Origin of the sequence: Altererythrobacter lutimaris (genome assembly GCF_013371495.1) — a bacterium.
In the GTDB taxonomy this organism is placed as follows: Bacteria; Pseudomonadota; Alphaproteobacteria; order Sphingomonadales; family Sphingomonadaceae; genus Erythrobacter; species Erythrobacter lutimaris_A.
This window is the reverse complement of sequence record NZ_JABWTA010000001.1, coordinates 2,799,735-2,826,500: the sequence shown is the minus strand read 5'-3', so window position 1 is coordinate 2,826,500 and position 26,766 is coordinate 2,799,735. Positions and strand designations below refer to the sequence as shown.

At 57.4% G+C, this 26,766-nt stretch carries 36 protein-coding genes; 17 read left to right on the top strand and 19 right to left on the bottom strand.

Going from position 1 to position 26,766, the window contains the following annotated elements; genetic code table 11:
- Window positions 1–2: 2 nt before the first annotated feature.
- From HUO12_RS13805 to hisB, 9 genes are all read right to left on the bottom strand, one after another.
- On the bottom strand, window positions 3–446 hold the full coding sequence (locus tag HUO12_RS13805; RefSeq protein WP_176274137.1) for a YbgC/FadM family acyl-CoA thioesterase: 444 nt from the start codon (window positions 444–446) through the stop codon (window positions 3–5).
- A 105-nt stretch (window positions 447–551) separates the two neighbouring features.
- Window positions 552–932 (bottom strand): histidine triad nucleotide-binding protein, encoded by a 381-nt coding sequence (locus HUO12_RS13800; protein ID WP_176274136.1) that lies wholly within the window; start codon window positions 930–932, stop codon window positions 552–554.
- Between the two features lie 9 nt (window positions 933–941).
- The gene (locus tag HUO12_RS13795; RefSeq protein WP_176274135.1) at window positions 942–1,262 is read right to left on the bottom strand and encodes a phosphoribosyl-ATP diphosphatase; all 321 of its coding nucleotides are present in this window, start codon (window positions 1,260–1,262) and stop codon (window positions 942–944) included.
- A 15-nt stretch (window positions 1,263–1,277) separates the two neighbouring features.
- Window positions 1,278–2,042: an imidazole glycerol phosphate synthase subunit HisF gene (gene hisF, locus HUO12_RS13790; protein ID WP_176274134.1), complete on the bottom strand. Its 765-nt coding sequence runs from the start codon at window positions 2,040–2,042 to the stop codon at window positions 1,278–1,280.
- Window positions 2,039–2,344: a hypothetical protein gene (locus HUO12_RS13785; RefSeq protein ID WP_176274133.1), complete on the bottom strand. Its 306-nt coding sequence runs from the start codon at window positions 2,342–2,344 to the stop codon at window positions 2,039–2,041. The genes hisF and HUO12_RS13785 overlap by 4 nt, the downstream gene beginning before the upstream one ends.
- A complete protein-coding gene (locus HUO12_RS13780) occupies window positions 2,345–2,764 on the bottom strand; it encodes a hypothetical protein (RefSeq protein WP_176274132.1) in 420 nt (139 codons plus the stop codon).
- Entirely contained in the window at window positions 2,761–3,489 is a 729-nt protein-coding gene (gene hisA / locus HUO12_RS13775) for a 1-(5-phosphoribosyl)-5-[(5-phosphoribosylamino)methylideneamino]imidazole-4-carboxamide isomerase (protein WP_176274131.1), read from the bottom strand. Before hisA ends, HUO12_RS13780 begins: the two co-directional genes overlap by 4 nt.
- On the bottom strand, window positions 3,486–4,112 hold the full coding sequence (gene hisH, locus HUO12_RS13770; protein WP_176274130.1) for an imidazole glycerol phosphate synthase subunit HisH: 627 nt from the start codon (window positions 4,110–4,112) through the stop codon (window positions 3,486–3,488). The genes hisA and hisH overlap by 4 nt, the downstream gene beginning before the upstream one ends.
- The gene (hisB, locus tag HUO12_RS13765) at window positions 4,105–4,698 is read right to left on the bottom strand and encodes an imidazoleglycerol-phosphate dehydratase HisB (protein ID WP_176274478.1); all 594 of its coding nucleotides are present in this window, start codon (window positions 4,696–4,698) and stop codon (window positions 4,105–4,107) included. Before hisB ends, hisH begins: the two co-directional genes overlap by 8 nt.
- A 125-nt stretch (window positions 4,699–4,823) precedes the next feature.
- On the opposite strand from hisB, the gene HUO12_RS13760 reads away from it, so the two are divergent.
- The 4 genes from HUO12_RS13760 (at window position 4,824) to HUO12_RS13745 (ending at window position 7,727) form a co-directional block, all read left to right on the top strand.
- Window positions 4,824–5,324, top strand: coding sequence for an SspB family protein (locus tag HUO12_RS13760; protein ID WP_176274129.1), 501 nt, complete (start codon window positions 4,824–4,826; stop codon window positions 5,322–5,324).
- 5 nt (window positions 5,325–5,329) lie between these two features.
- Complete coding sequence (locus HUO12_RS13755; RefSeq protein ID WP_176274128.1) at window positions 5,330–5,743, top strand: hypothetical protein; 414 nt, start codon at window positions 5,330–5,332, stop codon at window positions 5,741–5,743.
- A gap of 56 nt (window positions 5,744–5,799) precedes the next feature.
- A complete protein-coding gene (gene gmk, locus HUO12_RS13750) occupies window positions 5,800–6,435 on the top strand; it encodes a guanylate kinase (RefSeq protein WP_176274127.1) in 636 nt (211 codons plus the stop codon).
- Window positions 6,436–6,557: 122 nt separating this feature from the next.
- Window positions 6,558–7,727, top strand: coding sequence for a sulfotransferase family 2 domain-containing protein (locus tag HUO12_RS13745; RefSeq protein WP_176274126.1), 1,170 nt, complete (start codon window positions 6,558–6,560; stop codon window positions 7,725–7,727).
- A gap of 123 nt (window positions 7,728–7,850) precedes the next feature.
- On the opposite strand, the gene HUO12_RS13740 is transcribed toward HUO12_RS13745, so the two are convergent.
- The 3 genes from HUO12_RS13740 to HUO12_RS13730 form a co-directional block, all read right to left on the bottom strand.
- Complete coding sequence (locus HUO12_RS13740) at window positions 7,851–8,657, bottom strand: SDR family NAD(P)-dependent oxidoreductase (RefSeq protein WP_176274477.1); 807 nt, start codon at window positions 8,655–8,657, stop codon at window positions 7,851–7,853.
- A 127-nt stretch (window positions 8,658–8,784) separates the two neighbouring features.
- Window positions 8,785–9,939, bottom strand: a complete 1,155-nt coding sequence (locus HUO12_RS13735; RefSeq protein ID WP_176274125.1) for an acyl-CoA dehydrogenase family protein — start codon at window positions 9,937–9,939, stop codon at window positions 8,785–8,787.
- Window positions 9,940–9,942: 3 nt separating this feature from the next.
- On the bottom strand, window positions 9,943–11,133 hold the full coding sequence (locus tag HUO12_RS13730) for an acyl-CoA dehydrogenase family protein (protein WP_176274124.1): 1,191 nt from the start codon (window positions 11,131–11,133) through the stop codon (window positions 9,943–9,945).
- A gap of 252 nt (window positions 11,134–11,385) precedes the next feature.
- Here HUO12_RS13730 and HUO12_RS13725 point away from each other — a divergent pair, with 252 nt between their 5' ends.
- From HUO12_RS13725 to HUO12_RS13690, 8 genes are all read left to right on the top strand, one after another.
- On the top strand, window positions 11,386–12,822 hold the full coding sequence (locus tag HUO12_RS13725) for an MFS transporter (protein ID WP_217905204.1): 1,437 nt from the start codon (window positions 11,386–11,388) through the stop codon (window positions 12,820–12,822).
- Window positions 12,823–12,913: 91 nt separating this feature from the next.
- Window positions 12,914–14,248, top strand: coding sequence for an acyl-CoA dehydrogenase family protein (locus HUO12_RS13720; RefSeq protein WP_176274122.1), 1,335 nt, complete (start codon window positions 12,914–12,916; stop codon window positions 14,246–14,248).
- Window positions 14,248–15,336, top strand: coding sequence for a Zn-dependent alcohol dehydrogenase (locus HUO12_RS13715; RefSeq protein ID WP_176274121.1), 1,089 nt, complete (start codon window positions 14,248–14,250; stop codon window positions 15,334–15,336). Before HUO12_RS13720 ends, HUO12_RS13715 begins: the two co-directional genes overlap by 1 nt.
- 235 nt (window positions 15,337–15,571) lie before the next feature.
- A complete protein-coding gene (locus HUO12_RS13710) occupies window positions 15,572–16,660 on the top strand; it encodes a phosphotransferase family protein (RefSeq protein ID WP_176274120.1) in 1,089 nt (362 codons plus the stop codon).
- A gap of 85 nt (window positions 16,661–16,745) precedes the next feature.
- Complete coding sequence (gene dapD / locus HUO12_RS13705) at window positions 16,746–17,585, top strand: 2,3,4,5-tetrahydropyridine-2,6-dicarboxylate N-succinyltransferase (RefSeq protein ID WP_176274119.1); 840 nt, start codon at window positions 16,746–16,748, stop codon at window positions 17,583–17,585.
- Window positions 17,586–17,672: 87 nt separating this feature from the next.
- Window positions 17,673–17,825, top strand: a complete 153-nt coding sequence (locus tag HUO12_RS13700) for a hypothetical protein (RefSeq protein ID WP_176274118.1) — start codon at window positions 17,673–17,675, stop codon at window positions 17,823–17,825.
- A gap of 72 nt (window positions 17,826–17,897) precedes the next feature.
- Entirely contained in the window at window positions 17,898–18,122 is a 225-nt protein-coding gene (locus HUO12_RS13695) for a hypervirulence associated TUDOR domain-containing protein (protein WP_176274117.1), read from the top strand.
- 2 nt (window positions 18,123–18,124) lie between these two features.
- On the top strand, window positions 18,125–18,310 hold the full coding sequence (locus HUO12_RS13690) for a DUF3008 family protein (protein WP_176274116.1): 186 nt from the start codon (window positions 18,125–18,127) through the stop codon (window positions 18,308–18,310).
- A gap of 15 nt (window positions 18,311–18,325) precedes the next feature.
- On the opposite strand, the gene HUO12_RS13685 is transcribed toward HUO12_RS13690, so the two are convergent.
- Complete coding sequence (locus HUO12_RS13685; RefSeq protein ID WP_176274115.1) at window positions 18,326–19,621, bottom strand: dipeptidase; 1,296 nt, start codon at window positions 19,619–19,621, stop codon at window positions 18,326–18,328.
- Window positions 19,622–19,757: 136 nt separating this feature from the next.
- Here HUO12_RS13685 and HUO12_RS13680 point away from each other — a divergent pair, with 136 nt between their 5' ends.
- The gene (locus tag HUO12_RS13680; protein WP_176274114.1) at window positions 19,758–20,210 is read left to right on the top strand and encodes a cupin domain-containing protein; all 453 of its coding nucleotides are present in this window, start codon (window positions 19,758–19,760) and stop codon (window positions 20,208–20,210) included.
- A gap of 88 nt (window positions 20,211–20,298) precedes the next feature.
- Here the strand turns inward: HUO12_RS13680 and HUO12_RS13675 are convergent, their stop codons facing one another.
- The 4 genes from HUO12_RS13675 to HUO12_RS13660 all read right to left on the bottom strand — a co-directional run bounded on the left by HUO12_RS13675 (window position 20,299) and on the right by HUO12_RS13660 (window position 22,933).
- On the bottom strand, window positions 20,299–20,550 hold the full coding sequence (locus tag HUO12_RS13675) for an SWIB/MDM2 domain-containing protein (RefSeq protein WP_176274113.1): 252 nt from the start codon (window positions 20,548–20,550) through the stop codon (window positions 20,299–20,301).
- Between the two features lie 75 nt (window positions 20,551–20,625).
- Window positions 20,626–21,213, bottom strand: coding sequence for a YbhB/YbcL family Raf kinase inhibitor-like protein (locus HUO12_RS13670; RefSeq protein WP_176274112.1), 588 nt, complete (start codon window positions 21,211–21,213; stop codon window positions 20,626–20,628).
- 254 nt (window positions 21,214–21,467) lie between these two features.
- Entirely contained in the window at window positions 21,468–21,851 is a 384-nt protein-coding gene (locus HUO12_RS13665; RefSeq protein WP_176274111.1) for a response regulator, read from the bottom strand.
- A gap of 8 nt (window positions 21,852–21,859) precedes the next feature.
- On the bottom strand, window positions 21,860–22,933 hold the full coding sequence (locus HUO12_RS13660) for a PAS domain-containing protein (RefSeq protein WP_176274110.1): 1,074 nt from the start codon (window positions 22,931–22,933) through the stop codon (window positions 21,860–21,862).
- A 164-nt stretch (window positions 22,934–23,097) separates the two neighbouring features.
- On the opposite strand from HUO12_RS13660, the gene HUO12_RS13655 reads away from it, so the two are divergent.
- The gene (locus HUO12_RS13655; RefSeq protein WP_176274109.1) at window positions 23,098–23,442 is read left to right on the top strand and encodes a DUF962 domain-containing protein; all 345 of its coding nucleotides are present in this window, start codon (window positions 23,098–23,100) and stop codon (window positions 23,440–23,442) included.
- Window positions 23,443–23,459: 17 nt separating this feature from the next.
- Here HUO12_RS13655 and HUO12_RS13650 read toward each other — a convergent pair whose 3' ends face one another.
- A complete protein-coding gene (locus tag HUO12_RS13650; protein ID WP_232367406.1) occupies window positions 23,460–23,894 on the bottom strand; it encodes a COG3650 family protein in 435 nt (144 codons plus the stop codon).
- Between the two features lie 180 nt (window positions 23,895–24,074).
- Between HUO12_RS13650 and HUO12_RS13645 the strand changes: the two genes are divergently transcribed.
- The gene (locus HUO12_RS13645) at window positions 24,075–24,509 is read left to right on the top strand and encodes a GFA family protein (RefSeq protein WP_176274108.1); all 435 of its coding nucleotides are present in this window, start codon (window positions 24,075–24,077) and stop codon (window positions 24,507–24,509) included.
- Between the two features lie 157 nt (window positions 24,510–24,666).
- Window positions 24,667–25,020: a hypothetical protein gene (locus HUO12_RS13640; protein WP_217905202.1), complete on the top strand. Its 354-nt coding sequence runs from the start codon at window positions 24,667–24,669 to the stop codon at window positions 25,018–25,020.
- A gap of 53 nt (window positions 25,021–25,073) precedes the next feature.
- On the opposite strand, the gene HUO12_RS13635 is transcribed toward HUO12_RS13640, so the two are convergent.
- Complete coding sequence (locus tag HUO12_RS13635) at window positions 25,074–25,418, bottom strand: HPF/RaiA family ribosome-associated protein (RefSeq protein WP_176274107.1); 345 nt, start codon at window positions 25,416–25,418, stop codon at window positions 25,074–25,076.
- Between the two features lie 115 nt (window positions 25,419–25,533).
- Between HUO12_RS13635 and HUO12_RS13630 the strand changes: the two genes are divergently transcribed.
- A complete protein-coding gene (locus tag HUO12_RS13630; RefSeq protein WP_176274106.1) occupies window positions 25,534–26,748 on the top strand; it encodes an FAD-binding domain-containing protein in 1,215 nt (404 codons plus the stop codon).
- Window positions 26,749–26,766 lie beyond the last annotated feature (18 nt).

The following is a 26,766-nucleotide window of genomic DNA, read 5'->3' as shown; positions in this document are numbered from 1 at the left end:
CCTTATCTTTCCATGAAATTCTTGAACGCAGCGCGCCAATCAGCAGGTTGGCGCACGGGCCGCCCTGAAGGATGGACGAACCCTACGCGGAGCTCAGCTTCGCAAAGCACATCGTCGTCGCGTCTCGCCCATTGATGCATGCGGCAGCTGGCAGCGCCTAGCTCAGTACAAATAGTCTCGATCACCACATCGTCATCAAGCTTCGCCGGCTGCAAATATTTGAGGTTCATCTCTGCGACAGCGTAAGCACCCGCGCCTGCCTCGATTGCTTCTCGCTGGTCGATCTCGAGAACACGCAGCAAGTCCGAACGGGCACGTTCAAACCAGCGCAGATAATTCGCGTGATAGGTGATCCCTGAAAGGTCGGTGTCCTCGTAATAGACGCGCACTGCATAGAGATGGCGCGCGCCATCGAGAATTCCGCCGGGAGGAGTAGGCATATTCATGCGACGCACGCTCTAGCGCAGCGGTGAATCGCTGCAAAGCTGCGTTTGCTCTCAGTTAGCTGAACGGCGGTGAAACGAGTCGCAGGCGCGACCAATAGCGGTCGATCAGCGTTTCCAGATCATCGGGCCCAATGGCTCACCGCCAAAGATGTGTACATGCAGATGCGGCACTTCCTGACCGCCATGCGCGCCGATATTCGCCATCATCCGGTAGCCTGGCTCGACAAGTCCCTTCATGCGCGCGACTTCGCCAACGGCACGCACAAACCCAGCGATCTCTTCCGCACTGGCCTTGGTGGAGAAATCATCCCAGCTGACATAGCGCCCCTTGGGGATGACCAGCGTGTGGATCTCGGCCTGCGGATTGATGTCTTCAAAGGCGTAAGACCATTCGTCTTCATAGACCTTGGTGGACGGAATCTCGCCGCGCAGGATCTTCGCGAAAATGTTGTTGTCATCATACGGCAAGGTGGGATCGATTGGCATCAGAGTCTCCTATTCCTTGGCGCTCCTGCTCGCTTTTTCATCGAGGCCCGACACGCCTTCGCGCCGGTCAAGTTCAGCCATTACTTCCTCAAGTGTGATCCGGCGCGCTTGCAACAGCACAAGCAGATGGAACAGCAAGTCGGCGCTCTCCCCAACAACTTCTTCGCGGCTTCCTGAAAGCGAAGCGATCACAGTTTCCGTGGCTTCTTCACCCAGCTTTTGCGCGATCTTCTCGATGCCCTTGGCGTTGAGCTTTGCGACATAGGAACTGTCGGGCGAAGCGCTGCGCCGTTCAGCGATGACCTGTTCGAGACGTTGAAGTGTGTCCATGCCGCTAGTCCTTGCTCAAACGCCGCGCGCTGGCAAGCCAGCAGCCCTCAGCGCGTCATGCGCTTCGGAAATCGTGTGCGTGCCGAAGTGGAAGATGCTGGCCGCCAGCACTGCGCTGGCATGGCCCTCAGTCACTCCATCGACCAAATGCTGCAAATTGCCTACCCCGCCGCTTGCAACCACGGGCACGCTGACTGCATCGGCAATGGTACGCGTCAATTCCAAATCATACCCCGCCTGCGTCCCGTCACCGTCCATCGATGTGACGAGCAGCTCGCCTGCGCCTAGCTCTGCGACCTTCTTGGAGTATTCGACAGCATCAATCCCGGTTGGCTTGCGGCCTCCGTGCGTGAAGATTTCCCACTTGCCATCAGCAGTGCGGCGCGCATCGACGCTCGCTACAACGCATTGGCTGCCGAACTTCTCGGCGATTTCAGCCACAAGTTCCGGCCGCGCAACGGCCGCTGAATTGATTGCGACTTTATCCGCTCCTGCCAGCAAGAGCGCGCGCGCGTCCTCGACGCTGCGCACCCCGCCGCCCACGGTCAGCGGCATAAAGCAGACTTCTGCCGTGCGCTTGACGATGTCGAGAAGCGTGCCGCGTCCCTCATGGCTTGCGGAAATATCGAGGAAACACAGCTCGTCTGCGCCAGCGGCATCATAGGCCTGAGCCTGCTCGACCGGATCACCTGCATCCTTCAGATCGACAAAGTTCACGCCTTTGACGACGCGGCCATCCGCCACATCAAGACAAGGGATGACGCGGATACGAACTGTCATGACGAGGCCCCTGATGGCGACTGCGATGCAGGCGGCTCTGCTGCCAGACACTCGTCTCCGACACAGCCCGATCCCATTCGAGAAATGATAAGCGCATAAGGCCATAGGAATGACACGAAGAAAGCGCCCGCCATGCCGTAAACCAGTCCTTGTTCGCCATAGCGCGGCTCAATGAAACGAATGACGCCAAGCGCAAGCGCGCAGAAAATCACGCAATTGATGAGCGCATATTCGATGGTTGCGACGGTGATCCCTGCAAGAAACGTGAGACCCAAAAACAGGAAGGCAATCAACCGGATCACTTAGTCTGCCTCGACAATTGCATTAAGCGACATCGAGCCGACCTCAACCCGCAGCTGATCGCCGATATCGAATTGCGGGATGGCGTCGCTACTGATGCCTTTCCAGCGAAAGCTGATTGCACTGTCAGTTATCTCGAACTCCGATACCTCATCGCCATTGCGGAAAAGACGAAGTGTTCCGTCGTGATCCGCAGTCAATTTGTTCAGCCTTAGACTGAAACGCTCTTGGCCATCGCTCCAGCGGTCCTGGCCAAGCTTGCCGTGATACATTGTCCCGCTGCGAAAACGAGCTTCGACATTGTGTGTCTTGATCACACCTCGTCCGGTCACAACGACGCTCGCGCTGTCTCCATATTTGCCAACCAGACCGAGGATCACAAGAATCCCGATCACAATACCAATAATGATCGCGAGGCTCATGCTCGCGCTCCCATCGCAATCGCCGTCGCCAAGTCGAGCTTGCCTTCATAGAGCGCGCGACCTGTTATCACGCCTTCGATCCCTTCATGCGCGTGAAGCGAAAGCACGTGAATGTCGTCGAGGCCCTTGACCCCGCCGCTGGCAATTACGGGAATATCAACCCGTTGAGCCAGTTCGACTGTAGCATCGATGTTAACGCCTTTGAGCAAGCCATCGCGTCCAATATCCGTGAACAGCAGGCTGGCAACGCCTGCATCCTCGAAACGCCGTGCGAGATCGACAACGGAAACGTCGGACACTTCCGCCCAACCCTCGGTTGCGACCATGCCATCGCGCGCATCGACCGCGACCACGATGCCGCCTTCCCACTCTTTCGCCATCGCCTTGACGAATTCAGGGTCTTTGAGGGCTGCCGATCCCATCACGACACGCGCGACACCCAGGTTAAACCAGTTTTCGACGGCCTTTGCATCGCGGATACCGCCGCCCAATTGCACATATCCCGAATAGGTTTCGACAATCGCTTTGACCGCTTCGACATTCCGGCCTTCACCGGCAAAGCTGCCATCCAGATCCACGACATGCAGGTGCTGCGCTCCGGCCTCTGCAAATATCATCGCCTGTTCAGCCGGGTTGTCTCCGTAGACAGTCGCACGGTTCATATCACCCTCAGCGAGGCGCACCACTTCGCCGCCTTTAAGATCGATGGCTGGAAATATGATCATGGTTTCCACTCCAAGAAACGTTCCAGCGTCGCCAAACCATAGGCTTGGCTCTTTTCAGGATGAAATTGAACCCCGATGATGTTGTCGCGCGCAACCGCCGCGACGAGCCCTTCACCGTGGTCTGTCATGGCCAGCACATCGTGCGGATCGTCAGCTGAAAAGTGGTAGGAATGCAGGAAATAGGCTTCGCCTTCCTCAAGCACACGGTGCCCTTTCGCATGCGGCATCAACCCAACATCATTCCAGCCCATATGCGGGACCTTGATCGCGGGGTCGCTAGGCTCGATCAGCCGGACCTCGCCTGAAATCCAGTCGAGCCCTTTAGTGGTTCCATGTTCCAGACCTCGGGTCGCTAGCATCTGCATGCCCACGCAGATGCCAAGAAATGGCTTTCCATTATCAAGCACGCGTTCTTCGAGTGCTGCGATCATGCCGGAGATACGGCGCAAACCATGAAGACACGCCTTGAAGCTCCCGACACCGGGTAAGACGATACGCTCAGCTGCGCGCACGACATCGGGCTTGTCGGTGACCGCAACCGTAGCGCCCGATTTCTTCAGCGCGTTATGCACCGAATGAAGGTTGCCCGCACCGTAGTCCACGAGCGCAACACTTTCAGCCACCAAGCTGCCCCTTGGTGCTCGGGATCGCACCACCTTTGCGCGGGTCCAGCTCCACCGCCGCCCGCATCGCGCGGGCAAAGCCTTTGTAGATGCTCTCGCAAATGTGATGGTTGTTGGTGCCGTAAAGCAGCTCGACATGCAGTGTCAGGCCCGCGGTCTGCGCGACCGAGTGGAACCAGTGCTCGATTAGCTCTGTATCCCACTCGCCCAGTTTCTCCTGCGTGAAACCCGCTTTCCAGACCAGATAAGGGCGTCCTGACACATCGAGCGTCACGCGCGACAGTGTCTCATCCATCGGCGAATAGGCCGTTCCGTAACGGCCAATGCCCGCCTTGTCGCCGAGTGCATCGACCAGCGCCTGTCCCAGCGCAAGCGCGGAGTCCTCGGTGGTGTGATGCTGATCGACATGCAAATCGCCATCGACCTTCATGCTCACATCAATCAGCGAATGCTTGGAAAATTGCTCCACCATGTGGTCGAGAAAGCCAATACCCGTCGCCACATCATAGCTGCCGGTCCCATCGAGGTTTACTTCCACCTCGATCGCAGTTTCTGCGGTTTTCCGCTCTATTCGGCCAATTCGCATAATGCGTTGCGCTATAGATGCTGCGCGGCGGCGTGCAAGCATTCTGCGCTATTCGCGCGCAATCCTCGGTTTACGGCGGATAATCGCTTGACCCGCGCCGCTGCCGTAGCCACCTATGAGGCGTTATGAGCGAAGATGCGCCAGATAGCCTGATCCCATACGATGAAATCGTGCAGGAAGCCCTGCGCGCCGTGGTCGGCCGTGTGCTCGGTGAGATCGAGCAAGGCGGGAGCGAACTGCCTGGAAATCATCACTTTTACATCACTTTCAAGACAGGCGCGGCCGGTGTTTCCATTCCGCCGCACCTGCGGGAACGCTTCCCGGACGAAATGACGATCGTCCTGCAGAACAAGTTCTGGGATCTGGAAGTGCGCGAGGATGGCTTTGGAGTGGGCCTCAGCTTCAACCAAGTGCCTGCAAAGCTGGACGTTCCTTTCGCTGCGATCACCGCGTTTGTCGATCCAGCGGTAGATTTTGGCTTGCAATTTCAAGCGACTGTGCCGGACATGGCTCCGGAAACGCACGATGATGCGGAAAATGACGGCTCAGAAAGCGTTGGCGATGCGCCAAAAGGCGCAGATGACGGCTCAAATGTCGTAACTGTGGACTTTGGGCGCAAGAAGTAAGTTCCATGCCGGATAAGGCCTCGCAAGAAGCAGGCGACAAGCCTCTGAAAAAACCTGAGACAATTCCAGGTCCTAGCACCGATCCAGCGACCAATCTGATGATTGCCGACGTCGTAATCCGTTCGATCAGCGGTGTTGCGCGTGAAGCAGCGAAAAAGACCTTGGCGCGCAAACGGTTTGACCGCGATCGCGCTGACCAATTGGTCAGCCGGGGGTCGATAGGCAAAACGCTTTTGCTTTATGGCGCGAGCAAGATCGCATCGCGGTCTTTACCCGGCGCTGTGTTTGTCGGCGGTGCATTACTGGCCAAATCGGCGCTAGATCGCAAAAAGACGCGCGCGACGAAGAAGCAGGCCCAGCGCATAGAAGAACGGGTTGGCGAGCGGCACAGGGCCGCTTTGCTTGACGAGGAAAAATAACGCCGAGTTCAGCGCTCCCCCTTGATTATCAGACCCGCTTTGCGCCAACAGCGCACATGGCTGACCAAGATACGCTTCACCGCCGCGGATTGCTCTTCATTCTGTCTTCGCCTTCAGGCGCCGGCAAGACAACGATATCGCGCATGCTGCTGGAGCGGGAAGAGGACATAAAGCTTTCCATCTCTGCGACCACTCGTCCGCCTCGTCCGAATGAAGTGGATGGCGAAGACTATTACTTCGTCTCAGATGCCGAATTCGATCGCATGGTCGAGGAAGACGACTTTTACGAATGGGCGCATGTCTTCGGGCACCGCTATGGCACGCCGAAGGGCGTGATCCGCAAAGCCTTGAAAGACGGACAGGATTTCCTGTTCGACATCGACTGGCAAGGCACACAGCAGCTCAAACAAAAGGATGATCAGGACGTCGTCACCGTCTTCATCCTGCCGCCGAGCATTGAGGAGCTGCGTAGGCGGCTAGAGTCCCGTGCTTCAGATAGTCCCGACGTGATTGATAGCCGGATGGAGCGTGCCAAGGCGGAGATCAGCCACTGGGCGGAATACGAATATGTCGTGATTAACAATGATCTCGACGCGTGTTTTGAAAAGGTTCGCGAAATTCTTGCCGCTGAACGCATGCGCCGCCAGCGTCAGACCGGCCTGATTCCGTTTGTGCGGGAACTGATGGAATAGGCCAAGAACCAGGAAGCCACCCATCCCCTGGTTGAACGGAAATGGTTGAATAAACGATGGCTAAGCTCGTTGAACGCTTCAAAGCTGCCCTAAGCCCGAAATCAAACAAGGCTCCCCAACCCATGGAATCTTTCACGCCGCCCAAGATTGTGTTCCCGCACATCATGAAGACCGGAGGGACTACGGTCGCGAACTATTTGCATGATTTTTTTCACGAAGAGCAAGTGCTCTATGAAGCGTCGACCTGGGCTGAACTGAATGACGTCACGTTCGACCGGCTACAAATGGTCCGGTTTGTTCGCGGTCACTTCTTTCACGCGATTACCGACGTTTTCGGACCGCAAAATGGTTATGAGATTATTGGCCTCTTAAGGCACCCGGTAGCCAGAGTCCGCTCGCATTATTGGCATCTCATGCGTGCGCCGGAAATAGCGCCAGCTCACAAGTTTGTCCGGAATGAAGAGCTCACATTCGAACAATTCGTGCATTCCCCCAAATGCCGCTTCTTCACAGCAAACTATCAAACCCGCAATTACGGATGCGGCCTGGACTTTAAGGTCGACGCGACGCCTGACAAGCAGCACCTACAGCTTGCCAAGCAATTTCTCGATCGCTGCTCAGTGATCGGCGTGACTGAGGATCTGGATACATTTGTTGAAAGCCTTGCCGCACATTTCGGTCTTCCCAGCACGCCGACAGTGCTTGGCAAGAATCGCTCCTATGCGGGCGAAACTGAAATGAGCGATGAACTGATCGACACCATCAAGAACCTGAATTCCCTTGATATGGAGCTATATGCCTACGCTCAGGAGAGAATTGCCAGCCAGACTATCAAGGCCAAGCCCAAGCTAAACCCGCTCGCGATCAACCAATCAGGATTCATGCGTTGGAATGTCGACGAACCGTTTTCAGGCCATGGTTGGAGCGACCTTCAGCGGACGAAAGTACGGCACAGATGGAGCATCGCCAACACATCAAGCCTGACAATTGAGAGAAACTATTCTGGCCGGATGGCTGGCTTCATATCGCTCCATCGTTTTGTGCACGATCAACAGCAAAGTGTCCTGAAAGTCTTCCTCGACGACAAACAAGTGGATTTGAAGCCGGTCCAGTTCAAGTACCGGGAAGGAATACTGTACACCTTTGAAGTGCCTAAATCGTCCGCGGGCGAGATGGAGCTGCGCTTCGAGGTCGAGACGCTCATGTCCTTTGCTGAAGTGAACAAGAATTCGAACGATAAGACTGAAAGAGGCCTGGCGATAACAGGAGTTAGCTTCGTGCCATTTGGCTGAGCAGAAAGCGCACAGCTTTCTTGACCAAGCGAGTTGGCTTGTCCGCCTGGTGCGGCCCACAAAAATGAGCCTGATGAAGCGTCAATTGAAGTGTGCCGCTCTTGCGAGAGCACACTAATGAGATCAGCCGCCCGAGGGATCGACGAAATTGCCCGCGCCGATATTGGCATTCACAACACCGCCATCGATCGGGATTGTCGTTCCGACCACATAGTCGCCAGCCCGGCTGAGCAAATAGATTGCACCAGCGGCCATGTCCTCTGTCACGCCGACGCGCTTGGAAGGGATACCTTTCTTGACCATTTCCTCATTGTCGCGTGCTGCGCGGTTCATGGCTGAAGGAAAGGCGCCCGGACCAATGCCATTGACGATGATATTGTCGCCAACGAGCTCTGCCGCCATCCGGCGCGTCAGGTGGATCAGACCAGCTTTGGATGCCTGATAGGGGTAAGTCGGCCAAGGGTTCGACTTCATCCCATCGATCGATGCGATCATCAGGACCTTGGCCGGACGCTCGGGCGAAGCCGCCGCTCTCAACAGTGGGGCGAGCTTCTGCGTCAGGAAGAACGGCGTCTTGACGTTCAAATCCATCGTCCGGTCCCAGCCGGCTTCGGTGAACTTGTCGAACGGCTCACCCCATGCGGCACCCGCATTGTTGACGAGCAAGTCAAGCTTGTCTTCGCGGCTCGCCAGCTCATCCGCGAGACGCTGAATGCCGTCCATCTGGCTGAGGTCAGCAGGAATGCCGATGACCTTGTCGCCAAGCTCGTTGCAAGTTTCCTCGATCTCATGGACCTTGCGCGCGCTGATATAGACCCGAGCGCAACCTGCTTCGAGCAAGCCTTCGACGATCATCTTGCCAATGCCGCGGCTACCGCCGGTTACGAGCGCGATGCGGCCTTGGAGACCGAACAGTTCTTCCAGTTTCATCATGATAATATCCTTTCTCTCGCGGCTTATCGGCACGAAATTCTTTCGGCCGATGCCTCCGAGGGGGCGGCCTAACGGCCGGCGGCCGGTCGGCCTTGCGGGCTGGCTCAGCCAGCCCGTTGAACCTTTAGTAACCGCTCAGCTCGGCCACACGGCCCGCATGGTAATAGGCATCGCCCATAAACTCTGCGAGCGCACGATCGCGCTTCATGTAGAGGCCGATGTCATATTCATCGGTCATGCCGATCCCGCCATGCATCTGCACGCCTTCCTTGACCGCCAGGCCTGCTGCTTTCGCGACCTTGGCCTTGGCAACACTCGCCATAAGGTCAGCCTTGGGGCTAAGTTCATCACCGCGGTTGGCGTCGAGCAATTGCTGTGCCTTGATCGTAACCGCACGTGCAATCTCGACTTCGGAGTAAAGATGCGCCGCGCGGTGCTGAAGCGCCTGGAACTCGCCGATCAGCTTGCCGAACTGCTTGCGCTGCTTCAGGTAATCGACGGTCATATCCATCGCGCCGCGGGCGACGCCTACGCCTTCAGCTGCTGAGCCAATCCGGCCCGCTGCAAGCATGTTGTCGAGCAGTGCGCGGCCCCCATCGACTTCGCCAATCACCGCATCTCCATCAAGCTCGACCCCGTCGAACGTGATGTGTGAGGCCATCGAGCTGTCGACCAAACGAACCGGGTCTTGCGTCATGTTTGCAGCATCTTTCGGCACTGCAAACAGCGTGATCCCGTCGCGGTCATTGTCCGCGCCTGATGTTCGCGCGGCGACGATAATCATGTCGGCTGCAACAGCCTGGATTGCGAAGGACTTCTTGCCGGAAAGCTTGAAGCCGTTGCCGGACTTCTCGGCCTTGCAAGCAATGTTTTCAGGGCGGTGTTTATTGCCTTCATCGATTGCAACGGAGAACACCGCTTCGCCGGACACGAGCCCCGGCAGATAGCGCTGTTTCAACTCACTGCTGGCGCCATCAAGCGCGGTCGCTGCAACAACCGAACTGACAAGGAATGGCGAAGGAGACAGGTTGCGACCGATCTCTTCAAGCACGATGCCGGCTTCGACATGGCCCATCCCAAGCCCGCCATCTTCTTCAGCGACGAGGATGCCGGTGAAGCCCATTTCGGCAAACTGGTGCCACAGCTTGTGACCAAAACCGTCCGGGCAATTGCCGTCGCGGTAATGGCGCAGCTGCTTCGCGATCGCGCCTTCGTCAGCCATGAACTGGCTCGCGCTGTCAGCGAGCATGGCCTGATCTTCATTGTGGTAAAGTGGCATGGATCAGGCTCCCGGAAGCTCAAGAATGCGTTTGGAAATGACGTTCAGCATGACTTCGCTGGTGCCGCCTTCGATTGAGTTTGCCTTGGTGCGAAGCCAATTGCGGGCAGCCTTGCCGCCGCCGGTTTCTTCGCTTTCCCATTCAAGCGCACGGCTGCCGCCAGCCGTCATCATGAGTTCGTGGCGGCGCTTGTTCAGCTCAGTGCCGGCATATTTCATCATGTTTGGCTGAGCCGGGTGGGCCTTGCCGACTTTGACTTCATCGAGGAATTTCTCGCCCATGCAGGCATAGGCCAGCGCATCGACGTCGAACATTGCAAGGTCAGCGCGAAGGACTGGGTCCAGCTCTCCGTTCTGGCGCTTCATGGCAGCGCCAATCGCAGACGTGTAACCGCCACCGCCAGCGCCGGAAATCATCTCGCGCTCATGGCCGAGCAGATATTTTGCCACATCCCAGCCACGGTTGATTTCGCCGACATAGGCGGGAATACCTTCGCCATAGCTTTTCGGAACCGACACATCGTCAAAGAAAGTCTCGCAGAATGGCGAGTTGCCGCTGATCAGCTTGATCGGCTTGGTCGTGACCCCATCGCTCTCCATGTCGAACAGCATGAAGGTGATGCCTTGATACTTGTTCTCCTTGTCAGTGCGGACAAGGCAGAAAATCCAGTCGGCTTCGTCAGCGTACGACGTCCAGATCTTTTGACCGTTGACGACCCAATTGTCGCCTTTGTCTTCCCCGAATGTCTGCATGGAAACCAGGTCAGAGCCGCTGCCTGGCTCCGAATAGCCCTGGCACCAGCGAATCTCACCGCGCGCAATCTGGTTCAGAAAATGCTTCTTCTGGCCTTCCGTGCCGAAATGCAGCAGCGCCGGGCCAAGCATCCAGATACCGAAGCTGGAAAGCGGGGGGCGCGCGCCGATAGCTGCCATTTCCTGACGCAGGATTTTGGCTTCTGCCGGGCTCAAACCTGCTCCGCCATAATCCTTCGGCCAGTCAGGAACGGTATACCCCTTCTCCACGGCTGCTTCGAACCATGCCTTTTGCGCATCATTCTTGAACGTCGCGCGGCGACCTCCCCAATAGACGTCTGCCTCGTCGCGGACGGGTTTGCGCATTTCAGGGGGGCAATTGGCTTCGAGCCAGCTTCGCGTTTCTTCGCGGAAGGCGGCCAGTTCAGCTGTTTCTGACATCGGGGGAACTCCTCTCATTGTCTCCAGACTTGACGTTTACGTTATCGGAATTTTGAAGCTCCCTGCAAGGGCCTCGTGCGACTTCCGCCATGCCGTAGCGTCATTGAGCTGAGCGTTGACGCACAGCGCACTTCCCCTAGGCTGGTGGCAAAATGAAATGCGAATCTTCGGAGAGGAATTCGAGATGACAATAGCGCCGAAACCGGCCCTAAGTGGTGCCGCCAAGTGAGCTTTGTCTCCGGGCCTTTGCCTATGCGCCTGAAGCTCATCCATGGGTTCGGCGCAGTTGCCTTCGGAGTCAAGGATGGCGGGTTCCTGTTTTTCCTGCTGTTCTATTACAGCCAAGTTCTTGGAATGGACGCAGGGCTAGTCGGTCTGATCCTGCTGGGAGCTTTGCTGATCGACGCTTTCGTCGATCCTATCATCGGCTACCTTTCTGACCGTACCTACACACGATGGGGCAGACGATTGCCATGGCTCTACGCAGCGCCCGTCCCCCTAGCGTTCTTCTGGATATTGCTGTGGTCACCGCCCGGGGGTGAAGCACCGAGCGCTCTCGGACTACTGGGGATGATGGTTGCAGTTCGCTTGCTGCTGTCCGCTTGCGAAGTGCCTTCCACGAGCCTCGTGCCCGAACTGACTTCTGATTATAACGAGCGGACCGCATTGTTCCGCTATCGCTATTTGTCAGGCTGGATGGGCGGCATCCTGATGATGGTTCTGGCCTACACCGTATTTATGCCGGGCGAGAACGGATTGCTGCAGCAGGAAGGCTATCCAGCCTATGGTTTGTTTGGCGCGATCCTGATGGCGGTTGCGGTGCTGGGTTCTGCATTCGGGCAACACTCAATTGTCGCGCATTTGCCTGAGAAGAAGCCTGCACCCTTCAGTTTGAGAGACGCTTTTGCCGAGATCAAGGAAGCGTTCAGCGAGCGCGCCTTCCTCATCTTCGCAGCGGGAGGTCTCGCCGCCTATGTCAGCCAAGGGATGACGTTCTCTATTTCCAACTACCTCAATATCTTCGTGTGGCAATTGGACCGCGTGTCCTTTGAATGGGCGCCCGCATGGCTCAACGGGCTGACCGCCTATCCCTTCGTGCTTGGCATCTCGGTGGTGGGCATGTTCATGTTGGTCGGGCCGATGCATCGCAAATTTGGCAAGCCGAAAAGCGCTTCAGTCAGCGCGGTTATCGCTTTGGTACTCGGCCTTGCGCCTTACATGCTTTATCTGGCCGACATCTGGCCAGCGGCGGGCACGTTCAGTTCAACCTTGCTGTATTTTGCATTCACGATCTTTGCGAACATGTTCGGTGTGATCATCATGATCAGCGCGTCTTCCATGATTGCTGAAATTGTCGAAGCGTTCGAGGATCGCACTGGCAGGCGCGCCGAAGGCTCGTTCTATTCCGGCAACTGGCTGGTGCAGAAATGCGCAACGGGTCTTGGCGCAGCGCTGACCGGACAGATCATCGCCATTTCTCAGCTGGAACAAGGAGCAAATCCCACAACTGTCCCATTTGAAGTGCTGAGCACGATGATCGTCAGCTTTGCCATCGCCACAACCGTGCTCGCATTGCTTGCGGCGTTCTGGTTGGGGCGCTTCCCTATTAGCCGGGAAGACCACGAGGCGCGGCTCGCTGCCCGCGCTGAGGCATTATTGGAAGCTCAGCGCGCTTCAGGTGCGACCTGACACAAATCAACACTTGGCCCGAAGGCGGCTAACTGCCACGGTCATATTCAACAGATTCGATTGCATTTAAGGACTAGAGAGGAACACCCCCATGGATTTCGAACCCACCGAACGGCAAACCTATTGGCGCGACCGGGTGCGTGACTTCATTGAAGCGCATGTCCGTCCCAACATGGACACCTACAAACAACAGGATGCCGAAGGTGACCGCTGGAAAGTGATCCAGATCATCGAAGACAAGAAGAAGCTCGCCAAGGAAGCGGGTATCTGGAATCTGTTCATGCCGCCGCGCAATGACAGCCACCACCATGTCGACGACACGTTTGAGTTCGAAGGCCCCGGCCTCACCAATCTCGAATATGCAATGTGCGCTGAAGAAATGGGCCGGATTGGCTGGGCGAGCGAAGTCTTCAACTGCTCAGCGCCTGACACCGGCAATATGGAAGTGTTCCACCGCTATGGTACGCGTGAGCAGAAGGAGCAGTACCTCCAGCCGCTTATGAACGGCGAGATCCGCTCGGCCTTCCTTATGACAGAGCCATTCACGGCCTCCTCCGATGCAACCAATATTGAGACCCGCATCGAACGCGATGGCGATGAATATGTCATCAACGGCCGCAAATGGTGGTCATCGGGTGCGGGCGATCCGCGCTGCAAGGTCGCGATTGTCATGGGCAAGACTGACTTTGAAGCCAAGCGTCACGCGCAGCAATCCATGATCCTCATGCCGCTAGATGCGCCGGGCGTGAACATCCTACGCCACCTGCCGGTGTTCGGGTACGACGATGCACCGCACGGCCATATGGAGATCGAGCTCAAGGACGTGCGTGTACCGGCTTCGAGTATCCTGCTTGGCGAAGGGCGCGGGTTCGAGATCGCACAAGGGCGATTGGGCCCGGGCCGTATCCACCACTGCATGCGCACTATCGGCGCAGCGGAAGAAGCACTCGCCAAGATGTGCCGCCGCCTGCAAGAGCGCGAAGCGTTTGGCAAGCCGATCTACAAGCACTCGGTCTGGGAAGAACGCGTTGCGCGTGCCCGCATTGATATCGACATGACCCGCCTGCTCTGCCTGAAGGCCGCCGACATGATGGACAAGGTCGGCAACAAGTCGGCCAAGCAGGAAATCGCCATGATCAAGGTCCAGGCGCCGAACATGGCGCTGCGGATCATCGACGATGCGATCCAGGCGCATGGCGGCGGCGGTGTGTCAGAAGACTATGGCCTCGCTGCAGCCTATGCAGGCCAGCGTACGCTGCGCTTGGCTGATGGTCCTGACGAAGTGCATGCCCGTTCCATCGCCCGGATGGAATTTGCCAAGCACGCGCCGAACCAAGGACCATCTGCTAACGCGCTCCGCGACGGCAAAGGCCCGGTCACCAGTGGTGACAGCTTCAGCTCTGGCGACATGGGCGTCGCGCGCTGATGGCAAAGGCAGCGATCCTCGAAGAAGCCGGCAAAGGCCTCGTCATTGGCGAGGTCGAGCTGGCCGAGCCCGCCGCGCATGAAGTGCTGATCGATACCAAGGCCTGCGGGCTTTGCCATTCGGACCTGCACTTTATTGACGGCGCTTACCCGCATGCCATGCCCGCCATCCCGGGTCATGAAGCGGCAGGCGTCGTGCGCGCGGTCGGGAGCGAAGTGCGCACGGTGAAGCCGGGCGACCACGTGGTGAGCTGCCTTTCTGCATTTTGCGGGACTTGCGAATTCTGCGTGACCGGCCGCATGGCGCTTTGCCTTGGCGGAGCGACACGTCGCGGAAAAACAGACGCACCGCGCATTACGAGAGACGGCGGCGAGACGGTCAACCAGATGCTCAATCTCTCGGCCTTCAGCGAGCAGATGCTGATCCATGAGAATGCCTGTGTCGCAATCGACAAGGATATGCCTTTGGACCGCGCGGCAGTGATCGGCTGTGCGGTGACAACGGGTGCTGGCACAATCTTCAATGCGGCTAATGTCACGCCGGGCGAAACCGTCGCGGTCATAGGATGCGGAGGTGTTGGCTTGGCGGCCATCAATGCGGCCAAGATTGCCGGGGCAGGCAAGGTTATCGCTGCTGATCCGCTGCCTGAAAAGCGCGAGCTCGCCAAAGTGCTCGGCGCGACGCACACTGTCGATGCCATGGCGGAAGATGCAGCGAAGCAGATCATCGATATATCGGGCGGCGGTGTGCATTACGGCATCGAAGCGGTCGGACGTCAGGAGAGTGCAGATCTGGCCGTCGCCTCGCTACGCCGTGGCGGAACGGCGATCATCCTCGGCATGATGCCCTTGGACTGCAAAGTCGGGCTCGGCGCAATGGATTTGCTCGGCGGCAAGAAACTAATGGGCGCGATCATGGGGATGAACCACTTCCCGGTGGATCTGCCGCGTCTGGTAGACTTCTACATGCGCGGCCTGCTTGATCTCGACACGATCATTGCAGAGCGCATTCCGCTGGAAAACATCAATGCTGGTTTCGACAAGATGCGAGCGGGCCATTCCGCGCGCAGTGTAGTGGTATTCGACTAAGCAGATCGGGTCCTCGTGGCTTCCACCTGTCCTACTCGGAACAGGTCCGGTAGGACGCGTTGGAACACCGCATCAATTCAGGCTTCGGCATTATGATTTTTGGAAAGTCACACTCTCGCGCGGCACTTCGCCACTTAAATGGCGGAAAAGCTGGATTTGCGGGGATTTTGCGAAGTTTCGAAAAACACAGTGAGCGTATCGCTGAATGCGCATCAAAAGCTCAAGGAAAGGCGCCATGACGGATATCGATTTCGACAAGGAAATGGTCGGTACCATTGAAGTACCCGAACGCGACCAGCTTGATCTCGAAAAGCTGACCGCGTGGTTTGAAGCCAATGTCGAAGGCTTTTCAGGGCCTATCAGCTATACCAAGTTCAAAGGCGGTCAGTCTAACCCGACCTACAAGATCGAAACGCCAGGTATCGATGGGAGGGGCACGAACTACGTGCTGCGCCGTCAGCCCTTCGGCAAATTGCTGCCATCGGCCCATGCGGTGGACCGCGAATACACCGCCATGACGGGGCTTTACCCTACAGGCTTCCCGGTCCCGCGCACTTACGGTCTGTGCGAAGACCCCGAAGTCATCGGCGCGAAGTTCTTCGTGATGAGCATGGCGGATGGACGCTCGCTTTGGAATGGGGCTCTGCCCAGCAACTCGCCAGAGGAACGTCGCGAGATCTATAACTCGCTGATCGACACAATGGCGGATTTGCATCTGAACAAGCCGGATGAAATCGGGCTTGGCGATTATGGCAAGCCGACCGACTATTGCGCGCGCCAGATCAGCCGCTGGTCGAAGCAATACAAGCTCTCTGAAACCGAGCACATGCCGGAGATGGAGAAGCTCATTGAATGGCTGCCTCAGACAATCCCGCCGCAGCACGAGAGCTCAGTCGTTCACGGTGATTATCGGCTCGACAATGTGATCTTTCACAAGTCGGAGAACCGAGTGATTGCCGTGCTCGACTGGGAGCTATCGACCCTGGGCGATCCGATCGCCGATTTCAGCTATCTCATGCTCAACTGGTTCCAGCCCGCCGATGGCCGCGCGGGTCTGCTGGGGCTCGATTTGGAAGCGCTGGGCATCCCCACGGTTGAGCAAGCGGTGGATCGCTATGTCGCACGCACCGGCTATCCCGTTCCGCCGATGGATTGGTACTTCGCCTATAACTTGTTCCGGCTCGCCGGGATCATGCAAGGCATCAAGAAACGGGTGATCGATGGCACTGCTTCCTCGGCTCATGCGAAATCGATGAGCGAACGGGTTAAACCACTGGTCGACCGGGCCTATCAATTCGCGCTGGACGCAGGCATGCCCACTTAGCGATCACGCGTGGATCATCCTTGCGGCAACGCCATGCGCAAGCTAGCAGCGCCGCCACGCACCAAATTCTTGCAAGGACACATGCATGTCGAGCGAACTGGCTGAAAAAATTGAAGCTGCATGGGAAAACCGCAGCGAAGTCACTCCAGCAAGCCGCGAGGTCAAGGAAGTCGTCGATGCGGCTCTTGCGATGCTCGACAATGGTGAAGCGCGCGTCGCCGAACCGCGCGAAGATGGGTCTTGGCAAGTCAATCAATGGCTGAAAAAGGCCGTCCTGTTGTCCTTCCGCTTGCGCGATAACCGAGTGATGGAAGGGGCTTCGGCAGGGGAGCCGGCATTCGACAAAGTGCCGAACAAGTTTGCTGGCTGGGGCGACAACCGTTTTTCCGAAGCCGGATTTCGCGTGGTCCCTGGCGCAGTAGCACGCCGCGGCAGCTTTATCGGCAAAGGCGTCGTCCTCATGCCGAGTTTTGTGAACATTGGAGCCTATGTAGACGAAGGAACAATGGTCGATACTTGGGCCACCGTCGGGTCTTGCGCGCAAATCGGAAAGAACGTGCACATCTCAGGCGGCGCTGGGATTGGCGGCGTGCTGGAGCCTCTCCAGGCTGAGCCTGTCATCATTGGCGATGGAGCCTTTATCGGTGCGCGCAGCGAAGTCGCAGAAGGTGTCCGCGTTGGCGAAGGCGCTGTGCTGTCAATGGGCGTCTATCTCGGCGCATCGACCAAGATCGTCGATCGCGCGACCGGCGAAGTGCATATGGGCGAAGTGCCTCCTTACGCGGTGGTGGTGCCAGGCAGCCTGCCGGGCAAACCACTGCCTGATGGATCTCCCGGACCGAGCTTGTATTGCGCGGTGATCGTAAAGACTGTGGATGCGCAGACGCGCTCCAAGACCGGAATTAACGAACTTCTGCGCGACTGAAGCAGCAGTACGAGATCTGGAACATTAGAGCGACTGCTTCGTAGATGGGACATAGACTGCACTCTGAGGTGCCCATGGGAGGTATTTATGGAAGACAAAGACGACGCAATTCACATCGAAGATGATGACGCGATGGCAGCAGTCAGCAACACTGGCATGCGCTGGGTGCTCGCAATTGGACTGCTTCTTGCGATTATCGCTATGTCAGTCGTCTGGATTGTCCCTGCAATCTGGGGCTAAACGTCTCAGCAGCATATTCGGAACCTTAAGTCGTATTCCCACGTTATCTCCTGTGTAACGCAGGAGATAATTATGAGCAATTCCAATAGTTTCCAGACTAATCAACATGTGAAATGGTCTTGGGGCAACGGTGAGGCCGAAGGCCAAATCAAAGAACGGTTTGAACGCGAAGTCACCCGTACTTTGAAAGGTACGGAAGTCACCCGAGACGGGTCAGAGGACAACCCTGCCTATTTGATCAAGCAAGACGATGGCGATGAAGTGCTTAAGCTCGGCAGCGAGTTAGAAGCGGCCTAACGATGGCGGAAGCGAAATCCACAGCACAACAGCAAGCGGCCGGCGCAGCGCTCGCCGCCAAGCGCGGTGAACAAAATGTGTCAGATCTGCAAGGTGCATCCAAACAGATGTATGACAGCATGAGCGAAGACGACCTGGAAGAACTCGCATCTACATCTCGCAACGAATTGCCAGAGCGCGCCGACTAGCCTTGGTGGCCCGTCTTATTCCTCAGGGATGAGCGTTTCGATCGCTCGCGGGCCTTCAACAGCTTGCAATGCTACAGCAACGGCTCCTGCTTCGCGCAGTGCCCGCATAATGTTGCCAGAGGCGATCTTCTCCAGCTCCTCCTGCGTGTAGCCGCGGCGAGCGAGTTCCGTGAACAAAGCCGGATAGCCTGTGACATCTTCCATGCCAACCGGACCGGTGGGCATCCCGTCATAGTCGCCTCCAATGCCGATCGCATCAATTCCAGCGACGGCTCTCACGTGGTCGATATGATCAGCCATATCGGAAATAGTCGCTATCGGGCTGTCATTGGCATCATCCCATGCGCCTAGCCGAGACGCCACGATATCCGGCTGTCCCTGGAACAGAGCTTCGAGGCGTGCTTTCTCAGCTGAACGGTTCGCAAACCACTGCCGCTGCTCTTCGCTCAGAAAACCTGGCAGTCCAACCACCATGATGACGCCGCGATTGGCAGGCAGCCGTGCGAGCACGCTATCTGGGACATTGCGCGCATGCCCATTGATCGCCCGCGCGCCGGAATGGCTGAAGATCACCGGCGCCTGAGCTACATCGAGTACGTCATTCATTGTCGCTTCGCTCACGTGGCTGAGGTCAACGAGCATGCCGATGCGGTTCATTTCGAGGACAACGTCCCGGCCGAAGCCCGTTAGTCCATCATGTTCTGGATCATCAGTCGCGCTGTCAGCCCACCGGGTATTCTTGGAGTGCGTCAATGTCATATAGCGCGCACCAAGCTGATACATCTCGCGCAGAACAGCGAGACTCGACCCGATTGAATGCCCGCCTTCCATACCGATTAGCGAAGCAATCTTGCCTTCCGCCATTGCGGCTTCTGCTTCTGATGCGGTCGTCACTAGCGCCAGATCATTGGGGTATCGATCTATCAGCCGGCGCGTCACATCGATTTGCTCCAGCGTCATGACCACCGCTTCCGGCTCATCGAGTGATGCAGGCACGTAAACCGACCAGAATTGCGCACCGACTTTGCCCGCCCGCAGCCGGATCAGGTCGGTGTGCATCGCCGCGCCGCGCGGATGCGTTTCAGCGGTAGGCAGCGTATCGTTGAAGTCAAACTCGTTGATCTGGTTCTTGAAGCGCACCCGTAATTGGATCGGCGCATCATTGTGCCCATCGAACACCGGCGCTGCCTCCAACGCTGCCATAGCGGTCGCGACAGCTTGTTCTTCGCTCACTTCCTGAGCAGCAAGTGGCATCGCAAGCAAAGCGGCGGCGACCACCAGCAAAGTGACCGGACGAATGGTGGGCTTCATATCTGCGCTCCTCAGTCCTGAAGTCGGACAGGCTTCACAATTGTCTCCACAGCAATTACTCGGATTTGCTAGAAAAGAAAGCAGCTGAACGCGAAAGAAACACCGCTACAGCAGCTTTGGGGGGTGAGCATTCACAATGAGCGTTGCGCAAACACTGATCGATAGTCTTGGATTGACCTCTCATCCCGAAGGCGGTTCATTTCGTGAGACATGGCGAGGGCCGCCGGGACCAGATGGGCGTTCAATCGGCACAGCGATCCACTTTCTGCTTACAAGCAAGCAGCGCTCTCACTGGCACAAGATCGACGCGCACGAATTGTGGGTCTGGCAGGCGGGCGATCCGCTTATGCTGCTGACGGCAGCGGACGAAGCGACGAGCGCAACAAAGCGTGTATTGGGCCGTAGTGTGTCTCAGGGGCAGCTGATGCAAGCGATGGTGGAACCAGGCGAATGGCAGGCGGCTCAACCCGTCGCAGCAAGCGCAGGCTACACACTATTGACTTGCGTGGTAACACCGGGTTTCGAGTTCGAGAACTTCGAGCTCGCCCCCCAAGGATGGCATCCGGGCCAAACGCCGCCTTCTTGGTAATCTTTAGCGCACAGCAGAGCCGCGACAAACAAAAAGGGCGGCGCGAGGCATAACGCCCCTCACCGCCCTCTTCAGATGTTTCAGCGACTTAAGTGAGGTGCTTTGACACCGCCGCAGTCATCTTGAACATCGAGATTTCATCATTGCCGATAACACCGCCGAGCTTCGCATCGGGTACGATGGTGCGCTTGTCGCTTGGCTTCTGCAGGTTGTTCGCCTTGATGTATTCCCACACCTTAGACGTAACTTGAGCGCGGGTCATTGGACCCTTGCCGATTACGTTTTCCAGTGCAGCAGAGAGCGTTACCGGCTTCTGCAGTGCATTGTTCTTGCCAGCCATGACATATTCCTTTCCTAGTTCAGGCTAGTGATACAAAGAAGGCTTGAACGGCTCATCTGCCCGTTGCCGGACAAATCAGTCGTCATCCTCCTCATCCCATTCTTCTTCCTCGTCGCTGCTGGTATATGTGGCGGTCAGTACAGCACTGGCTGTCACATGCCCCTCCATCTCAGCGAAAAGCTCTTCACGTGTCGCGCCAGGCATCAATGTGAGTGGCAAATCCAGCGCGAACATCTGAAATACATATGTGTGCGGCTCACCGCCTGGCAGATCGAGGAGCAGCCATTCCGAATTGCCACGGCCATTCTTGCCCACACGTTGCGGCACTTCGCCTTCCAGCAGCTTGCCTTTCTGCCCAGGCAAACCCCAGACGAGCCAATGGCACAGCGGCGCATCGCCTTCGGTTGTGGCATCTTCCACGATGATGACGAGCTCCTGCGTCCCCGGAGGCGGCGCAGTCCATTCCAGAGGCGGAGCAACCGCATCTTCCTCATCAGCGGTGAAACAGGGGTCAAGCTCCTCGCCTGCAGCAAATGCAGGGCTGGACAAGGCGAAACCACCACGACCTAGCCCCCGCGCATCGCCTAGCTTGGCAATCGCCAGGCCAGAATGACGGGCAGCAGGCGGTAATGCGGATGCAAGCCAGTCTGGAAAACTCGACAAAACCTATCTCCTCCTGGGGACTGGGCTACGCCTTTTACGGATGGAAGGCGAGGAAACCGAAGGGGCCATGCACTACTTTTCCCCGCCTAGAGGCGGTTTTCCCCCGCCCGAAGGCCCAATGGCACAGGATTTGAGACAAATCGGGTTGAAATTGCTCCGAAATCGAGCGCACCGCGCGCGATTCTAGCGAAGATCAAGGGATAAACAGAGCTTCGACCGACTCACAACGGCCGGATCGCGAGCAAGCCACTGCGTTAGGTTGATGCGCGCTCGCCCGGCGCAATCTGCTCAAGCGCGGTTGCGATCACTATTTCAACCGGTGCAGGCTTGGCAATACGTTCTGCCTGCAACGTGCGAATGCGCTCATTATGACGGTCAAGATCGCCGGAATGCAGTATGTATGGAATACCCATCCGCTGGAGCTGATGCGCCACCGGGAAGCAAGTTTGCCCCGCGCCGAGTGAAACATCGAGTATGGCCGCATCAATGGCATCGCCATGCTCTTCCAAAAGATCCAGAGCAGCCTTGGCATTGGAAGCTGGCAAAGCGTCACAACCGCAATCTTCTGCTGCGAGTTCGAGATCCATCAGGATTAGGGGCTCGTCTTCCAGCAGAAGAAGGGTCAGCTTTGCGCTCATTTCACATCCTATCGTGGTACCCTGATAACGGCCCTGAAGCTGGTTTCGTTCCATTCGCGCTCGATTGTTCCGCCTGCGCTTCGCAGCAGCCGATCGACAATCGCCGTTCCGGTGCCGGGCTCTATCGCATCACGGTCGATAGTCGGGCCGCCAACTTCTTTCCAAGTCACGCAAAGTTCATTGGACTCATCCAGGACTTCCCACTTCACATGCACCACGCCGCCTTCCTGTGACCATGCGCCGTACTTCGTCGCATTGGCAGACAGCTCGTGCAGGATAAGACCGACGATAGAGACATGGCCGAACGGCATCCGCACGCCATTACCCGCCAATTGCAAGCGATCATCGTCCTTGCTGTAAGGGGAAAGAACACTGCGAATGGCAGGGCCAATTTCAATACTGCCCGAGGACGCATCATCGAGCGTCGTTTCATATGCGCGCCCCAACGCCTGAATGCGGGCATTGATCGCGGCGGTCTCGTCCTGAATTCCGCGGACACGGCCCGTAACGTTCACTATACCGGATATAACGGCGAACATGTTCTTCATCCGGTGCGAGAGTTCGCGCGCCATTTCCTTCGCATGGCGCTCTTCCGCCCGCGCAGCGCGAACGTCAGATACATCCCACTGGCTACCGAAGAAGTAGATCAGCTCACCTTCGTCACTGTAGATCGGACCCAGATGAAGTGCATTCCAGAATGAGCTGCCATCCTTGCGATAGTTTAGCAGCTCAACCACGACGACGTCTTCCTGAGCGATTGCCTCGCGGATACGTGCCACAGGCTCTGGATCAGTATCCGGCCCTTGCAAGAAGCGACAATTGCGACCGATGACTTCTTCTTCAGAATAACCGGTCAACCGGCGAAATGCCCGGTTTGCAAAGACTATCGGCAGATCGTCCTGCTTGGGATCGACAAGGCAAATCGCCATACGCGTTTGCGCCATGGCCTGCTCGAAAAGCACGCCTGATGCGCCGGAAAACCGGTCTGATTTATGTCCTTCGCGAAAACGCTCGGGCGCGTCGTCAAAACGCAACTTTGATTGGTCCTCGGAGCGGGGACCTGTGGGATCGTCAGTACTCACTGGTGTGTCCTTGAGTTGGCTGTCTGCGATGCAGCCTATTTTCCCAAATAACTGAGAACCGTTCGCAATGTTCCCGATCGCACGTGCGATACGGCCCGGAATTCTTGCGTCTCATCACTAAGTGTATGATATTGGCTAAACAGAGGTGAGAGAAGTCGACAGTCATGGCATCACGCTATCAGACATTTGCGGAATTCTGGCCGTTTTACCTGCGCGAACACAGCAAGCCTGTGACCCGTGCGCTCCACTATTTTGGCACCAGTTTGGTTGTCGCGATCGCGGTCTACGCGGCGTTTTCGCAAAGCTGGCTACTGCTGCTTGCCTTGCCGGTTGCGGGGTACTTTTTTGCCTGGCTCGCTCATTTCTCGATCGAGAAGAACCGCCCTGCAACTTTCACCTATCCGCTGTGGTCACTTTTCGCGGACTTCAAGATGTGGGCCTACTGGCTGACAGGCAAGCTTGGGTCAGAGCTTGAGCGAGCTGGTGTTCACGCACAGGCCTCTGAATAAAGGCGGTCTGGGGCAGCCTAAGGCGCCGCATCGCCCTCAAAAGGCTGCTGATCAGTATAAGCGCATCCATTACGCTGCTCACCGCCAACAGTGACCGTCGCGGTAAAGGGATAGGTCCGGTCACTCATTGTATCAGAGCATTTGCCTGGCGTGATGGCCACTGCAAGCGGTTGCTCCATCAATTCTCCAGCAAAACCGAGCCCATTATTGCCGGCAAAGCGAGATACTGTCGCGACTTCACCTTCGAGATTCTGTGGCGTCGTATAGAGCAAAGTGCCTTGCTTGATTTCCATGCTCCAGAACGGCTCTGTGCCGAGTACGGAGATCACTTCGTTGTCACCGATGCCGCTGAAGCTATCGACTTCGCCAGGGCGCTCTTCTTCATTGCCACAAGCTGCAAGTGACAATGCGAAGACGCATCCTGTGAGAGACTTTGCAAACTGTTTCATCATGCCCTCAAGGTTTCACCTCTTCTATCCGACTTTACATGGACTGGTCTGCAAAATGAACCGACAAGATTCTGTGTGCCGAAAATCACAGAATGGCAGAGCCTTCAGGTGCGACATAGCGCCCTAGGCTTGCAGCCATTCACAAAGCCTGCGAGGTTCGTTGTTACTAACGGGAGACTCACTATGTCAGTCCAAGAAGTCTCAGGGCGCTGCCTGTGCGGCTCTGTTACTGTCACTCTCACGCCAGCAAAACCCCACTTGGAAGCTTGTCATTGCGCCATGTGCCGCCGCTGGTGCGGCAGCGCCTACATAGCAGTGCAAAGCGATGCGAACGTCACTCTAACCGGTGAAGAGCACGTCACACGCTACCCCTCATCCGAATGGGCAGAGCGCGGTTTCTGCTCCAAGTGCGGAAGCAATTTGTTCTATCACTTCTTGCCCACCGGCAGTTACTCGTTCCTTGCAGGATTATTCGACGATCTGGGCTCGATGACTTTGGGTGAGGAGATCTTCGTCGACGAGCAACCTCCCTATTACACCTTTGCGCAAGACACGGTTCGCAAGACCGGTGCCGAGATCATTGCCGAAGCAAAAGAAGCGGGATTTAGCTTCGACTAACCCCACATCGATGGGCCGTTCTTGTGGCTATGCCGTATCCCTTTGTCACGGTGTGTATCACTCGCCGATTCTGACAGCTGACGTTCATTCCTTCTGACGTTTTTTGCATGCGAGCCACGCATCCCCGTGCGCTCGAACATGCAAAGGAGAATGAACAATGTTGAAGACATTCGCTCTAGCAACCGGATTGATAATGACCGGCATTTCTACACCTGCTCTTGCTCATGACGGCTCGCGAAGTGAAATACGCGAGCGCGCCAATGAGCGGATCGACAGCCGCCAGGACCGCCAGCGCTCGCGCATCGGGCAAGGTGTGCAATCAGGTGAACTGACAGGCCGCGAGACGTCTCGCCTCGTGCGTCAGCAAGCCAATATCCGGCAATTCGAACGCCAGTCGCGCCGCGATGGTCCGGGCATCACTCCGCGCGAACGTGTGCGGATTGAGAACATGCAGGACCGGGCCAGCCGAAACATTTTCCGCGCGCGCAACAACAATCGCTCGCGGCCCTGATCGGCGGTTATGAACCGAGCCGGGCGGGTGGGCGCCCGGTTCTTGACGCAAAACTACATCGCCTTGTCAGGACGAGGATCGTGCTGGTGTTTCGATTCCTTGCCCAGCACCCGCTCCAACCGCTCTGCCATCGTTGATGCTGCGCGCCGCGCTGCTGTATCCACATCACCGGCATGTTCGGTCACGCCGATTGGACGGCCTCCGCGCGGTCGCGCTTCGATCATGCAAGCCTTGTCATCGCTGCCGCCCTTGCGGGCATTCTCGTCCGAGACATGTACTTCAAGCCGTGTGAGGCGGTCTTCGAACCGCGCCAGCTTGCCGCGCACCGATGCTTCGATCCGCTCCGCGACATTGTCCGTGCCCATCACAGAGCTGTCGGAGTTGAACTGAAACTGCATTGAATGTGCTCCTCTCGATAACGCCCCTGTTACGACTTCGAGATGGGGTCTCTCGCGCTGAATGCCAGCGGAATCGGGTGGAACCGTGGCGATTTCTGACGGTTCTTGCAAGGCAATGACATGGACACCCGACCGCACCACCGCCCTCGCCCGTTTGCAAGCATTCCTGCCGCGCGCCGGACGCCACTATGCTAACGTCCGCAACCACGATAACGGGCCTGAGCGAAGCAATGTTTCGCAGCTTTCGCCGTGGCTGCATGCGGGCCTCATCAGCGAGACCGAAATGCTGGAGCGCGTGCTCGCCGAGCATTCGCCTTCCGCCGCCGACAAGTTCGTGAGCGAAGTCTTCTGGCGCATCTACTTCAAGGGCTACCTTGAACAGCGTCCTTCCATATGGCGATCCTATTGTGACAGCCGCGACGCCGCGCTGGCTGACATCGAGAGCAATTCCGGCCTCTCCAAAGCCTACGCCGAAGCGTGCGAAGGCCGCACCGGCATTGCCGCCTTCGACCATTGGGCGCGTGAGCTGACAGAAACCGGCTACCTGCACAACCATGCCCGCATGTGGTTTGCGAGCATCTGGATCTTCACTCTGAAGCTCGACTGGACGCTCGGCGCGGACTTCTTTCTACGCCATTTGATTGACGGCGATGCGGCCTCCAACACGCTAAGCTGGCGCTGGGTCGGGGGCCTGCACACCAAAGGCAAGACATATCTCGCGCGGGCTGGCAATATCGCGCAATATACCGAGAACCATCCGGATGGCCCGCTGGAAGCGAAGGGCCTCGCGAGCGAAGCACCCCCGCTTGAGGAGCCGCAGGAGCATGCCCGCCAGAAGCTTGACCTACCAACCACGCCAGTCTCGCTCGAGCAGCCCTACGCCCTGTTGCTGCATGACGAGGCGGCACACCATGTCCCGCTCGACCTGCCGCAAGCCCCGGTTCTTGTGATTGGCGCGGCGCGTCCCGAGGCGCGCTCCCCCTTGCCGACCAGTGACGCTGCACGGGACTTCGCGCATGGCGCGGTGCGCAGCGGCCTTGCTGACGCGGGCGAAGCGTTCCGATGCCCGACCGCCGAATGGAGCAGCGAAGGCGAGCTTGCAGCGCTCCTCGACCAGTACGGCATCTCCCACCTAATCACGCCATATCTGCCGACCGGCTGGACCCGCGATGCTCTCTGGCCGGAGTTGGAAACGCTCTCTGGTCGCGGCGAACTCACCCTCCTCCTACCGCAAGTCCAGCGCGTCACATGGCCGCATGCCAAAGCCGGATTCTTCGGGGTGAAGAAGCAGATCGAAGGCGTGATCCGCGAGGCCGGATTGGCCGCCTGAGCTCCTCCTCCACCCCTT